At 50.5% G+C, this 13,487-nt stretch carries 10 protein-coding genes; 8 read left to right on the top strand and 2 right to left on the bottom strand.

What is annotated here, in order from left to right:
* Positions 1 to 78: 78 nt before the first annotated feature.
* Together hydE and fdhD are read right to left on the bottom strand one after the other, a co-directional pair.
* Complete coding sequence (hydE, locus tag H70357_RS15735; RefSeq protein WP_052092055.1) at positions 79 to 1,155, bottom strand: [FeFe] hydrogenase H-cluster radical SAM maturase HydE; 1,077 nt, start codon at positions 1,153 to 1,155, stop codon at positions 79 to 81.
* 121 nt (positions 1,156 to 1,276) lie between these two features.
* Positions 1,277 to 2,032 carry a formate dehydrogenase accessory sulfurtransferase FdhD gene (fdhD, locus tag H70357_RS15740; protein WP_052092554.1) on the bottom strand — a complete coding sequence of 252 codons (756 nt, stop codon included), beginning with the start codon at positions 2,030 to 2,032 and terminating at the stop codon, positions 1,277 to 1,279.
* A 269-nt stretch (positions 2,033 to 2,301) separates the two neighbouring features.
* Between fdhD and smc the strand changes: the two genes are divergently transcribed.
* The 8 genes from smc to H70357_RS15780 all read left to right on the top strand — a co-directional run bounded on the left by smc (position 2,302) and on the right by H70357_RS15780 (position 13,468).
* Positions 2,302 to 5,871, top strand: coding sequence for a chromosome segregation protein SMC (smc, locus tag H70357_RS15745; RefSeq protein WP_038591241.1), 3,570 nt, complete (start codon positions 2,302 to 2,304; stop codon positions 5,869 to 5,871).
* Positions 5,872 to 5,938: 67 nt separating this feature from the next.
* Complete coding sequence (gene ftsY / locus H70357_RS15750) at positions 5,939 to 6,937, top strand: signal recognition particle-docking protein FtsY (RefSeq protein WP_038591243.1); 999 nt, start codon at positions 5,939 to 5,941, stop codon at positions 6,935 to 6,937.
* Positions 6,938 to 7,422: 485 nt separating this feature from the next.
* Positions 7,423 to 8,886 (top strand): circularly permuted type 2 ATP-grasp protein, encoded by a 1,464-nt coding sequence (locus tag H70357_RS15755; protein WP_038591246.1) that lies wholly within the window; start codon positions 7,423 to 7,425, stop codon positions 8,884 to 8,886.
* A 67-nt stretch (positions 8,887 to 8,953) separates the two neighbouring features.
* The gene (locus tag H70357_RS15760) at positions 8,954 to 9,907 is read left to right on the top strand and encodes an alpha-E domain-containing protein (protein WP_038591249.1); all 954 of its coding nucleotides are present in this window, start codon (positions 8,954 to 8,956) and stop codon (positions 9,905 to 9,907) included.
* Positions 9,904 to 10,770 carry a transglutaminase family protein gene (locus tag H70357_RS15765; protein ID WP_038591251.1) on the top strand — a complete coding sequence of 289 codons (867 nt, stop codon included), beginning with the start codon at positions 9,904 to 9,906 and terminating at the stop codon, positions 10,768 to 10,770. The genes H70357_RS15760 and H70357_RS15765 overlap by 4 nt, the downstream gene beginning before the upstream one ends.
* A 207-nt stretch (positions 10,771 to 10,977) precedes the next feature.
* Positions 10,978 to 11,787: an SDR family oxidoreductase gene (locus tag H70357_RS15770; protein WP_038591254.1), complete on the top strand. Its 810-nt coding sequence runs from the start codon at positions 10,978 to 10,980 to the stop codon at positions 11,785 to 11,787.
* A gap of 375 nt (positions 11,788 to 12,162) precedes the next feature.
* The gene (locus H70357_RS15775) at positions 12,163 to 12,507 is read left to right on the top strand and encodes a DUF1801 domain-containing protein (RefSeq protein WP_038591256.1); all 345 of its coding nucleotides are present in this window, start codon (positions 12,163 to 12,165) and stop codon (positions 12,505 to 12,507) included.
* Between the two features lie 136 nt (positions 12,508 to 12,643).
* A complete protein-coding gene (locus tag H70357_RS15780; RefSeq protein WP_081965812.1) occupies positions 12,644 to 13,468 on the top strand; it encodes a DUF2087 domain-containing protein in 825 nt (274 codons plus the stop codon).
* The last annotated feature ends 19 nt before the right edge of the window (positions 13,469 to 13,487 follow it).

The following is a 13,487-nucleotide window of genomic DNA, read 5'->3' on the forward strand; positions in this document are numbered from 1 at the left end:
TCATTATTGGATTGACAAGCAGACTTGGACTCTTCCAACTCGATTGCGAGATGACAACAGGCTGATTCGGTGGCTTCCTTACAATGGAACATGCTGTGCAGAAGAACGGGATAGATAATTCAGACTATCTCCCCGGCCCATATCCACATGGAATCCGGCAGCTTCAATCCGCTGTTCCAGACAGAATCTGCATTGGGCGGATTCGTCACCCAGACAGATTTTGTTATTGTAGAGCGTATATTGGGCTCGTACAGTCAAAGGAGAGAGATTAGGCATGACCACATTGGCGCCTGCTTGCAACGCCAGCTCCCGCCCGTTCGGGTGAGCGGTTCCCATGGCTGTTGTAGCAGGGATTAGGGCATTCGGCACGAAGAGCCGGGCAAGAGCAATCATATCCAGTGTATCTATTACTGTTCCGGCCGGCTCGTCCTTTAAGGGTGTGGCCTGATGCGGCAAAAAAGGGCCAATGCCGATCATATCCGGTTCAAGCGCCTTAAGATACAGCAGGTCTTCAGCCAAATCCCCGGGCGTTTGGCCTGGTAAACCAACCATAAAGCCTGCACCCACCTGATAGCCGAGGGACTTGAGAGCCTCCAACCGATTCCGGCGGCTGTCAAAGGTCATGGTCGGGTGCAGGGCTTGGTACAGCTTACGGGAGGCTGTCTCATGACGCAGCAAGTAACGGTCAGCTCCGGCCGCGAGCAGTGTAGCGTAAGTCTCATCATCCCGTTCACCAATCGACAGTGTTACCGCGGTATCCGGATAGAGTGTTTTAATGCGCGTAATGAGCTCGGCCAGCTTCTCAGTGGTGTACCAGTCGTCTTCTCCGCTCTGCAGAACAAAGGTACGATAGCCCAGCTCATACCCTTCCCGGCAGCATTCCAAGATTTCTTCAGGTTGGAGCCGATAGCGGCTGACTGTCTTATTGCCGGAGCGTATGCCGCAATACAGGCAGTTCTGTTTGCAAATATTGGAAAATTCGATCAGCCCACGCAAAAATACACGGTCGCCATAACGTTCCATTCTTTTCAGATGGGCCAGGTGATGAAGCCGCTTTTTTAGATTTTGGTCCGGGTTCCTCAGTACGGTAATGATCTCTTGAGCTTCCAGTGATTCTTCTTCATATAATCGATCCAGCAATTGTTCCGTTGACATCACTCCCTATCCTGGAGGGGATTAATCATATAACCAAAAAATAACAATTGCGAAGCTCTAGAAAAAATTGTAACAAAAGTAAAAATAGAGAACAGTGAGTTTTGTGCTTGAATTTTGAGGTTCAAGGAGGGGGGAAAGCGGGACAACCGGAGATACGATCCGGACGGGTATACACATTACATGAATTCTGACGAATGAAACCAACGGTGGTGATTCCCAACTGTTCCGCCAGCTCAAGTGCTAGTCCGGTGGGGGCAGATTTGGACAAAATCATTTCACAGCCTATTTTGGCTACTTTCAATAAGATTTCAGAAGAGATCCGTCCGCTGAAAACAACAATTTTGTCATTGAGTTTCAAATGTTGCTTCAGGCAGTAGCCGTAAATTTTGTCCAGTGCATTATGACGCCCAATGTCGCTGCGGGCCAGCAGCACCCCGCCGGCATCGCAAATTGCAGCAGAATGGACGCCACCGGTGCGGTGGAACAGCTCTGATCCGGTTTGCACTTCCTCCATTAAGCGGAAACAATCGTCGAAAGAAAGTGACACATGTACCCCGTCCGCAATTTTGGCCGTTCTGGCATCATTAATGTAGACGAAGCCATGCCGGCTAGACCCGCAGCAGGAAGTTACATATCGCTTGGCGAACAGCTGACGGTGTAATGGGCTTAAGTGGTCTATAGTTACGTGGACGAAACCTTCTTCTTCCTTACTCCAAATCGCCTTGATATCCTGGAACCCTCTAATGATTCCTTCGGATGCCAAATAACCGATAACCATGTCCTCGATATATTCAGGCGTGCATACCAGAGTGACGAATTCATCACCGTTTATTTTGATTGTGACCGGATGCTCCGTAACGATAAGATCTTCCTCCATCGTGATATGGCCACTGCGGTAACGTATAATTTCCCCATGCCGCTCGGATCCGAGTTCCAATGCAATCACCCTTTTTCGTTAGAAATTGAATATCTCAACATTTCCTTAAATGATAAATAATACCATCTAAAAACACACCCTTACTACATCACTTTTCCTAAAAAGTGTCAATTTAATATCTCACATACAGCCTTTGCGTTCTTCATGAATCAGAGCTATTTTAGGAGTTGAACGCTATGGTATAATGGGTCAGAGGTGATAGGCGAGTTATGTTTTTGAAACGGATTGAATTAGCGGGCTTTAAATCATTTGCCGACAAAACGGAAATGGAATTTGTACGCGGCATAACGGCCGTTGTTGGCCCGAACGGCAGCGGCAAAAGCAATATTTCCGACGGCATCCGCTGGGTGCTCGGTGAACAGAGCGCCAAATCGCTGCGCGGCGGCAAGATGGAGGATATTATCTTTGCCGGAAGTGATGCACGCAAAGCCGTGAATTACGGTGAGGTGTCGCTCACTCTGGACAATGAGGATCATGTCCTGCCGCTCGATTTCAGCGAAGTTACAGTAACGCGCCGTGTGCACCGCAGCGGTGAAAGTGAATATTTAATCAATAAGCAGGCCTGCAGGCTGAAGGATATCACAGAGCTGTTTATGGATACCGGCATCGGACGCGAGGCTTATTCGATTATCGGACAAGGCCGGATTGAAGAAATTCTGAGTACGCGTTCCGAGGATCGCCGCGGTATTTTTGAAGAGGCCTCAGGTATTGTTAAGTATAAATCACGCAAAAAAGATGCGGGCCGCAAGCTGGACGAAACCGAGCAGAACCTGCTCCGGATTCATGATTTGATCAGCGAGCTGGAGGATCAGGTAGGCCCGCTCAAGGATCAATCGGAGAAGGCCATCCGCTATAAGGAGCTGCGCGAGCAGCTGAAACAGCTGGAAATCTCCGTGTACGTGCACCAGATAGAAGGCATTCATACCTCCTGGAAGGAAGGCAATGCCCGGCTTGAAACGCTGCAGGTCGAACAGCTTGAGCTGTCCACTGTCGTTTCGGCCCATGACGCCAAGCTGGAGAGCGGGCGTTCTGAGCTTCGAGCACTGGAGGCGCAGGTTGAACAACTGCAGGAACAGCTGCTTCGTTACAGTGAAGCGAATGAGAAAAGTGAAGGCTACGGCGAAGTGCTGAAGGAGCGCAAGCGCAACCTGGAGAACAACCGCGAGCAATTGATGCTTACACTGGGCTCGGTAGGAGAGCGCTCAGAGGGTAGACAGCGCGAGCTGGCAGAGCTGGAGCATAAGCTGCAGCAGTCAAGACAGGCTCTGGAGGAGCTGCGCGCTCAACTGGCAGATGAGGAAGTCCGGCTGGAAGGAGTGGCTGGCGGGATTAGCCAAAGCAAGGAAGAGAAGCTAAAAAGCGCCTTGCTTGAGCTAATGAACCTGATGGCCCAGGCCCGCAACGAAATTCGTTACGCGGATCAGCAGAAGGAAGCCTTGGAGCGGCGGATGAGCCGCAGCGTTGAGGAAAGCGGCAAATGGGTCGCGCGGCTCGCGGAGCTGTCTGCTTCGCAGAAGGGTCTGAAGGATACCATTGCCACACTCGGCAAAGAGATTGGAACGCTGCGCGGCGCCTACATCACGGAGAGCGAGCAGACCAGCAAACGCCAGAAGCTGCTGGAGGAAACGCAGAGCGGACTCCGTAAATGGGAACAGAAGCGCGAAGCCCAGGTTTCCCGGCATGAGACGATGAAGGAAATGCAGGATGATTTTGACGGATTTATGCTTGGAGTCAAAGAGGTCCTTAAGGGAGCGCGCAAAGGCCAGCTAAGCGGTGTGCACGGTGCAGTAGCGGAGCTGATCTCCGTGCCGGAACGGCTGGAGCTGGCTGTGGAAACAGCGCTAGGCGCATCGCTTCAGCATGTGGTTATGGATAATGAAGCCGTCTCCCGTCAAGCGATTACCTTTCTGAAGCAGCGCCAGCTGGGACGGGCTACATTTCTGCCGCTGGATGTCATCCGGCCCCGGCAGATTACCGGCAGCGACCGCAGTATGGTGGAAGGTGCGGAAGGATTTGTCGGCATCGGCAGTGATCTGGTCGGTTATGAGGACAAATATGCAAGCATTGTCGGCAGCTTGCTCGGAAATGTCGTTATTGCAGAAAGTCTGGAACAGGCTAACCGGATCGCCGCCAAATGCCAATACCGCTACCGTGTAGTTACGCTGGAAGGCGATGTTGTCAATGCCGGCGGTTCGATGACCGGGGGCAGTCAGCATAAGAAGAACAACAGCCTGCTGAGCCGTAAACGCCAGCTCGACCAGCTGTTCGGTGAAATTGAAGAAAGCGAACGTCAGATTGCCAAGCTGAAGCAAGGCATTGCCAAACTTCGCGAGGAGCAGGAGAACGCTGCGAAGAAGCTGGAGCAGCTGCGCCATGACGGTGACGAGAAGCGTCTGGAGGAGCAACGGGTCTCCGGTGATTTGAAGCAGCTGGAACAGGAACTGCGCCATGTTCAGGAGCAGGTGGATGGTGCGGGTGCCGAACGCAGCGGCTTTGAGAGTGAAGTCCGCAGTCTGGACGAGAGCCGCAATCAGGCGGTTGCCGAGCTTGCAAGGCTGGAGAAAGAAGAGAAGGATTCCCATGAGGCCATCCGCAATGCCGAATCGGAGCGTAAGGCGAGTGAAACGGCTAAGGAAGAGCTGCAGGGTAAGCTGACCGGCATGAAGGTAAGTGAGGGTAAGCTGGATCAGGAGATTTTCTCACTGGAGGAACAGCTTAGACGCATGAGGCAAGACGCCGGATCGCAGGATAAAGAGCTGCGCCAGAGCCGCAGTCTGCTTATGACCATCGAGAAGGATCTCGAAGAGAATTCACGCGAAGCGGTCAAACAGAAGGAAGATCTGAACAACTACCGCCTGAAGAAAGAAGAGACGGCGGGTACGCTTGATTTGGCGCGCGCTGAACGGGCGGCGTTAACCCGCAAGCTGGAGCTTGCCGAAGGTGAAACCAAAGACCAGCGGCAGGCTTTAAAGGCCGTGGAGGACAAGCTGCGTTCCACAGAGGTAGCTGTAGGACGGCTTGATGTTGAGCTGGACAACATTCTCCGTAAACTGAGCGATGATTACGAGCTGAGTTATGAACTGGCGAAGCAGCGTTATCCGGTTCCCGAGGATGTGCCGGCCGCACAGCTGGAGGTGCAGCGTCTAAAGCGCAGTATATCTGCGCTTGGCGAAGTGAACCTGGGGGCAATTGAGGAGTATCAGCGCGTGCATGAACGTTATACTTTCCTCAGTGGCCAGAAGGATGATCTGGTGGAGGCCAAGACAACGCTTTACCATGTCATTCATGAGATGGAAGAAGAGATGTCCAAACGCTTCAAGCAGACCTTCGATGCCATCCGCCGTGAATTCGGCACGGTTTTCTCGAAGCTGTTCGGCGGCGGACGGGCGGACCTGATGCTGCTTGATCCCGAGCATATGCTCGACACAGGCATAGATATTGTCGCCCAGCCTCCCGGCAAAAAACTGCAAAATCTGCAGCTGTTGTCAGGCGGTGAACGCGCATTGACCGCTATGGCACTGCTGTTCGCCATCCTGCAGGTCAAACCGGTGCCTTTCTGTGTGCTGGATGAGGTGGAAGCGGCACTGGATGAAGCGAACGTAGTCCGCTTTGCCCAGTATCTGCGCGAGTTCTCGGAGCAGACACAGTTTATCGTGGTTACCCACCGCAAAGGAACCATGGAGGAAGCGGATGTGCTGTATGGTGTAACGATGGAAGAAGGCGGCGTATCGAAGCTTGTCTCGGTGAAGCTGGAGGATGAGGAAGCGGAGATTGCCTAAATGAAAGCATTGTATTTCGGAAATGAACCGGGGAATCTGGTGTCTTAACGATAAGAGGAGGAAGAGCATGAGTTTTTTTAAGAAACTGAAAGAAAGTATTTCCGGTAAAACCGAAACGGTTACCAAACAGTTCCGCGACGGTCTGGAGAAGACCCGCAAGGGTTTCGTTGAGAAGGTATCCGATCTCATCATCCGCCGTAAAAAAATAGATGAAGAGTTTTATGAGGAACTGGAAGAGATTCTGATCGGTGCCGATGTCGGGGTAAATACGGTAATGTCGCTTGTTGAAGAGCTTCGGGCTGAAGTGAAGCAGAAACGGATTGAGGATGCCTCGGAGCTGCAGCCGATCCTCTCCCGCAAACTGATGGAGCTGCTGCGCGGTGATGACGACAACAGTCTGAAAGAGAATCCGGACGGAATCACCGTTATTCTGTTCGTCGGCGTAAACGGTGTCGGCAAGACAACAACAATCGGCAAGCTGGCACACCGCTACAAACAGGAGGGTAAAAAGGTTCTTCTCGCCGCAGGCGATACCTTCCGGGCCGGAGCGATTGAGCAGCTTGAGGTCTGGGGTCAACGGGCTGGTGTTGACGTCATCAAGCAGCAGGCGGGCTCTGACCCGGCTGCAGTAATGTTCGATGCCGTGCAGGCAGCCAAGCAGCGGAATGTGGATGTGCTGATTTGCGATACGGCGGGAAGACTGCAGAACAAGAGCAACCTGATGGAAGAGCTGAACAAGATCTTCCGGGTCATTCAGCGTGAAATTCCCAGCGCTCCGCATGAGGTGCTGATGGTGCTGGATGCGACTACCGGTCAGAATGCCTTGACGCAGGCGAAGCTTTTTGGTGAAAAAAGTGGCGTTACCGGCCTGGTGCTGACCAAGCTGGACGGGACCGCCAAAGGCGGTATTGTTGTGGCGATCCGCCAGGAAATGAATCTGCCGGTGAAGCTGGTTGGACTGGGCGAGAAAATGGAGGATTTGCAGCCATTTGATTCCGGACAGTTCGTTCATGCGCTGTTCGCCGGGATGATCTCTGACGAAGATCAGAAGGAAGCGCAGGAGTAACTCGCCGCAGGCGCTTCAAACGAGGATGAACTATGATTACCATAAAAGCCCTGCAGAACGGTTCACGTTCTGCAGGGCTTTTGTCATTACTGATTGTGTGAAAAAACAACTGCCACCAGGTTTTTTTGTGAAAAAGCTGCCCCTTCTTTAAATAGAAGGAACGGGTGCTTTTATATTTGGATACTTATATTAAAAAAACATTATATGAAAAATTCATAATAGTACTGCTTGTCAACTCACCTGCATACAATTCAATGTATAATTCACTTTCGTGCTCCCGAAAACTAAACTCATGAGAAAGGAAGCGATTCCACAAATGCTGGATGGGGTATAAACTCCATTTTGTTGTTATATATATTGACATGAACAATATCATTTACGTATTATGAGAGTAGTATTTAATATTTTCATACTTAATTCTTAAATTACGAACCAGCTTGTCAACAAACTTCACACATTATAATGATCCGAAAGGAGTCGGGCTCATGTCAAAACTTGATCCTTTGCCCGGTCTGTCTCCGTATCCGCTGCAGCATTTCTATGATGAAATGTATGCCGATGAACGGAGCATCCGTCCTCATTACAAACATGTGAACCGCATGTTTTCCGGGATGAGCCCTGAAGAGCTGCAAGGCAAGCAGAAGCTGCTGCAGCGCCGGATGATGGAAGAAGGTATTACCTTTACGCTGTACAACCCGGCACAGGATCATCCGATGGAACGAACGATTCCTTTCGATATGATTCCGCGGATTATCCCCAAGGGGGAATGGGAGAGGCTTGAGGCTGGCATTGTCCAGCGGATCACGGCTTTGAACCTGTTCATCCATGATATTTACCACGAGCAATACATTGTAAAAGACGGGATTGTCCCGCGCCGCATGATTATCTCCAACTGTTATTTCCGGCCGGAGATGGCGGGACTGCGAGTCCCCGGCGGTGCTTATGTCACTACCTCGGGCATTGACCTGATCCGCCATCATGACGGAGAGTATTATGTGCTCGAAGACAACCTGCGTACTCCTTCCGGCTTTTCCTACCTGTTTAAAGGCAGATCACTCATGAATCAGCTTTTCCCCGAATTGTCTTTCGCCAGCTCCATCCGGGATGTGGATCATAGCTTAAACCGTTTTCTGTCTGTGCTGCGGAGTTTATCTCCGTCGAGGACCAAAGATCCGGTTATTGCGCTTCTGACCCCGGGAGAATATAACTCCGCTTATTATGAGCATGCTTTCCTGGCACAACAGATGGGCATTCATCTTGTAGAAGGCCGTGATCTGGTGACCCAGGACCACAAAATTTATCTGAAAGAAATGAATGGGCTGCGCCGTGTAGATGTGTTGTACCGCCGTTTGGATGATGACTATATCGATCCGCTGGCGTTCCAGCCCAGCTCCCTGCTCGGTGTCGCCGGACTGATGAATGCCTACAGGGCAGGCAACATTGCCATCGCCAATGCACCGGGAACCGGAGTAGCCGATGACAAAGCCATGTATGTCTATGTTCCAGATATGATCCGGTATTATCTCAATGAAGAGCCGATTCTGGGCAATGTCCCCACCTACCTGTTATCACGTCCGCAGGAACGCCAGTATGTGCTCGATAATCTTGCGGAGATGGTCGTGAAGGAGACCTCACTCTCCGGCGGCTATGGCATGCTGATTGGAAGTGAAGCTACCAAGGAGGAACTGGTTGATTTCCGGCTCAAGATCCTCGCTGACCCTGCCCGTTACATCGCCCAGCCGATTATGTCGCTCTCAAGAGCGCCGGTATTGTCAGGAGGGACAATGGCTCCGCGTCATGTTGATCTCCGTGCATTCGTGCTCATGGGTGCGGACCGCAAACCGCATGTGATTCCCGGAGGGTTAACCCGGGTTGCCATGAAGGAAGGCTCGCTGGTCGTGAATTCTTCACAAGGCGGTGGGGTCAAGGATACCTGGGTAATGGCCTGAGGGAAATGCATATTGCTTCTGGATCATAAAATGCCGAATCACTATGTTAGATGAGGGAGTGGCGAGGATGCTGAATCGTAATGCGGAGGCTTTGTTTTGGATCGGCCGGTATATTGAACGGGCAGAGAATCATGCGCGGCTTATCGATGTGCATTATCATATTCAACAGGAAGAGGACTTCCAGGAGGAAGGACATAAATGGTCGAGGCTGATTGATGCGCTCGGGGTCAGAAATGAATACCTGCGGCAATTTGACAGCTTTTCGGAACAGGATGTATTGTCCTTCATTACGCTGGATCTGGGCAATTCCAATTCGTTATTCTCTTGTGTTCATCAAGCGCGCAACAATTTGCGCACTCTGCGTCAGCATTTGCCAAGCGAGCTGTGGGATATTGCCAACGGTTTTAATCTGTGGCTCGCAGAGCAGTCGGTAGCGGATATTATGCGGGGTCCGCATCATTTCTATCAGCAGGTCAAAGAGCGGGCGGCGATGTTTCTCGGGGCAGAGCAGTCTGTCATGCTGAGGGGAAATGAATGGCATTTTATTGAGAGCGGCCGCTTTCTGGAACGGGCAGAGAACACGACACGGATTCTGCAGGCGGTCACTGTACAGTGCAAGTCTAAGGAAATTAACGCGATTTATACCCAGCTTCAGGCGGTGCTGAAATCCGTGAGCGGTTATCAATCCTTCCGAAGGTATTATGCAGATGCCATGTCACCGGAGAGTATTCTGGAGTTCCTCATTGTGAATGCCTCTTTTCCGCGTTCGGTCCGCTTTTCATTCCATAAATTGGAGGAGCATTTAGCCAAGCTCGAGCTGGATACTTCTGAGAAGGGCTCCGGGCATGAGAAGGTCATTCGCCAGGCCGGAAAGATCAAAGCAGAGCTGGATTATATGGAGAAAGAAGAAATGTCCGGCGATCTCGTCGAGGATGTGCTGCATTCGCTGATGTTATCATGCCAGAGACTGGGCAAAACGATGGAAGGCGCCTTTTTTCGCCGCGAAGGAGTGCGGGTATGAAAATTCAGATCCATCATACGACCACCTACAGCTATCCCGAGCCGGTTACGGACAGTGTCAATGAAATCAGGCTGACGCCGCGCACGAATTACCGCCAGTCCTGCTACCATCATGAGGTTGAGGTGTTTCCCCCCGCCAATTTGCTGACTTACGAGGATTTCTTCGGCAACCGGGTTCATGCTTATTCCGTGAACAAGCCGCATACGGAGATGGTCATCCATACGAAGGCGACCGTAGTGACTTTAGATAAAGCACAGGGTAACGATCTGCCGCATCTTCCGCTGGAAGAGCAGGTGAGACTGCTCAATGATGAGAAATTCCAGAACCGGTATGTTGAGTTCATCTTGCCGACGCGTTATACGGAAGTGACTCCTGAGCTGGTTGAATTTGCTTCACAGCATCCCTTTGACGAAGCCGATGATATGTACGAGTGGACCAAAAAGCTGTCATCGACCATCTACGAGCAATTTACGTATGATCCCGAGGCTACCAGTGTGAACACGACTGTGAAAAAAGCATTAAAGCTGAAGCGCGGCGTCTGCCAGGACTACGCACACTTGATGATTGCGGTCTGCCGCAGTGTCGGTCTGCCTTCCAGATATGTTAGCGGGTATCATTTTGTCGGTGATTTGCAGGGAGCTAATGCCAATTTCGAGCAGGCTTCGCATGCCTGGGTGGAGACGCATATTCCCGGCACGGGCTGGCTTGGTTTTGATCCCACCAATAACGTGGAAGTAAGCTGGCGTTACATCAAACTTGGGCATGGCCGGGATTACAAGGATATTGTACCGGTCAAAGGTGTCTACCGCGGAGTATCGGGTACGCTCACCGTGAAGGTGGATGTCCGTCAGTTGGGAAACTAAATGTACAGAATCCAGGCCCCACATTGTGGGGCTTAGTTTTGTATCTAAATGAGATAACCGGGTCACATCCTCTTGTTTTGTGCATCTTTAGTGCAACTTGCTGCCTGGTTTGCACAAATTTTGCATAACCTGATTATAATCAAGGCCGATTTGGGTAATCTTGAAACAGAGCCACTTGGATGGACGAATCGGAAGGAGAGTGTACATATGAGCCCAAATATAGCTAAAAAGCAGCGTTTTCTTGGAAAAACAGCCATAATCACAGGTGCGGGCTCGGGAATCGGCAGAGCGACGGCGATTCAAATGGCGCGCGAAGGTGCAAATGTAGCCTTGTTTGATCTGGTGAATGAGCGTACTTCGATCCTGGAGCAGAAGCTGAACAAGCTCCGCAAGGATTGTGCACTGGCCATTGACGTAGACACCTCGGATGAGGAACGGATGAAAGAAGCAGTGCGCAGGACCGTTGAGCATTTCGGAGGTCTTGATGTTGTGTTCGCCAATGCTGGAATCAACGGAGCTGTGGGTCCGATTGAGGAACTCAGCCTTAGTGATTGGGAACGTACTATATCGGTCAATCTGACCGGAACCTTCCTGACGCTGAAGTACAGCATTCCCCATCTGAAGGATAAAGGGAAAGGCAGCATCATTATCACCAGCTCGATTAACGGCAACAGCAGATTCGCCAGCTTCGGCTGGTCCCCATACAGCACAACTAAAGCCGGTCAGGTAGCCTTTGCCAAGATGGCGGCACTGGAGCTGGCCAAGTTCAAAATCCGGGTCAATGTAATCTGTCCTGGTGCGATTTCCACCAATATTGATGAGAGCACGGAATTTAATGAGGATATGGAAGCTATCGTGATTCCGATTGAATTTCCGGAAGGGGCACAGCCACTCGCGGATGGACCGGGCAAACCGGAAAATGTAGCGGATCTGGTTGCTTTCCTAGCCTCGGATGAATCCATTCATATAACGGGTGCGCAGATTGTGATCGACGGTGCAGAATCCCTGTTGTCCTAACCCATAACGCAGCGGGTGATACATCATCTGCTTCCCAGCAAACAGCCTTAGCCGGTGATCAGATCAATGATCAGGGTTGAGGCTGTTTGCTGTGTTTTTCTTGTTGTAAACATACAGGTTATGGTAACATTTCAGCTAAAGGGCCTGGGCTGACCCGGACTCATAAGTATTATTATGCTATACAATGGCTCTACCCTGTGGTGCGGGCGCTTTTCCCTAAATATGCGGTTTCACTAAAAGAGATCGGTCTGGCTATGATTCATCTATCAGTCCATGGATCTGACCGCGATATTCTGGAAAGCCGGGAGATTGCCGCCATCGCAAGAGAGCAGTAGGTTAACTGTTAAATAATCTATCACAGAAAAAGGTGATCCTATGAATCAAGAGGTGACAGATTTCATTAACACTGTCCAACAGCCATGGCAAAATGAGCTGTGTAATCAACTCCGCCAGTTGGTTCATGATTCCATTCCGGAGGTACAGGAGCGTATTCAATACGGCAAACCGCATTTTCTTAAAAACGGCAAATATGCTGCGGTTATTACCACCGCTAAGGGTTGGGTGACCTTTTCCATCTTCAATGCAGCAGAATTGGAAGCTCCTGACGGATTGTTCGAAGCCGGAAAACCGGAAAGAAGAACAACCAAGCTGCTTGAAGGCAAACCGGTTGATTATGAGCTGCTGGGTGCATTGCTGAAACAAGCCTCGGCTACACTCTAGGGTAGTTCATAGAATCGGATGCTGAACAATAAAAGGAATGAAACACTGCCGAAAGGTGGTGTTTTTTATTTTTTCACAAGAACAAAAACTAAACAATCTAATTAGATAGTTGTAAAATAACAAACAAAATGATAATATGTCTATATTAAATAAAGCGGATTGGGTGATTGAGTTGCCGGAAGGAAAGGGTTCAGTCAGTATTTCGGAAAAATTCTGGAATGCCTCGATTGAGGAGTTAAAGCAAGGTTATATTTTTGAGACGCGAGACCGTTCAGGAATCTATACCTGTCTGGTATGCGGTGAAGAATATGAGAAGGGTATTATCTATAAGAATGACAACCATTACTATGAGGCAGAGAAATATGCTGCGCTTCATGTGGCCAATGTTCATGGCACCATGTTTAATTGGCTGCTCGGAATGGATAAGAAACTTATAGGGCTGACGGATCTGCAGAAAGGGCTGCTGCTTGCATTTCATCAGAGCCTCAGTGACGGGGAGGTTGCCAAGGAGTTAGGAATCGGCAGTACTTCCACGGTGCGGAATCACCGGTTCACACTGCGTGAGAAGGTCAAGCAAGCCAAATTGTTTCTTGCCGTCATGGAGCTGGCTGAGGAGAAACCGGGTGTTTCTTCACCATTTGTAAGTATCCCGCGCTCCGCTTCCATGATCGATGAACGTTTTGCTATTACGGAAGAGGAGAATGCCGAGATCCTTGGGACTTATTTTAAGGAGGGACTGGATGGCCCGTTATCCGAATTTCCCAAGAAGCAGAAGCGGAAAGCCGCCATTCTTCGCCAACTGATTAAGAGGTTTGCCGCCGGCCGCAAATACAGTGAGAAAGAGGTTAACGCCATTCTGGGTGAAGCCTTCCCTGATCATGTCACACTGCGGCGCTATCTGATTGATTATGGCCTGCTGGACCGCGAGGATGACGGCAGCAGCTACTGGGTTAAATTATAGAGCCTGTGCCCCGGGACAG

This window comes from Paenibacillus sp. FSL H7-0357, assembly GCF_000758525.1.
Classification (GTDB): Bacteria; Bacillota; Bacilli; order Paenibacillales; family Paenibacillaceae; genus Paenibacillus_AQ.

Coding starts and splice junctions, on each gene's coding strand:
- hydE (WP_052092055.1), bottom strand. CDS start 1,155: ATGTCAACGGAACAATTGCTGGATCGATTATATGAAGAAGAATCACTG.
- fdhD (WP_052092554.1), bottom strand. CDS start 2,032: ATGGAGGAAGATCTTATCGTTACGGAGCATCCGGTCACAATCAAAATA.
- smc (WP_038591241.1), top strand. CDS start 2,302: ATGTTTTTGAAACGGATTGAATTAGCGGGCTTTAAATCATTTGCCGAC.
- ftsY (WP_038591243.1), top strand. CDS start 5,939: ATGAGTTTTTTTAAGAAACTGAAAGAAAGTATTTCCGGTAAAACCGAA.
- H70357_RS15755 (WP_038591246.1), top strand. CDS start 7,423: ATGTCAAAACTTGATCCTTTGCCCGGTCTGTCTCCGTATCCGCTGCAG.
- H70357_RS15760 (WP_038591249.1), top strand. CDS start 8,954: ATGCTGAATCGTAATGCGGAGGCTTTGTTTTGGATCGGCCGGTATATT.
- H70357_RS15765 (WP_038591251.1), top strand. CDS start 9,904: ATGAAAATTCAGATCCATCATACGACCACCTACAGCTATCCCGAGCCG.
- H70357_RS15770 (WP_038591254.1), top strand. CDS start 10,978: ATGAGCCCAAATATAGCTAAAAAGCAGCGTTTTCTTGGAAAAACAGCC.
- H70357_RS15775 (WP_038591256.1), top strand. CDS start 12,163: ATGAATCAAGAGGTGACAGATTTCATTAACACTGTCCAACAGCCATGG.
- H70357_RS15780 (WP_081965812.1), top strand. CDS start 12,644: ATGTCTATATTAAATAAAGCGGATTGGGTGATTGAGTTGCCGGAAGGA.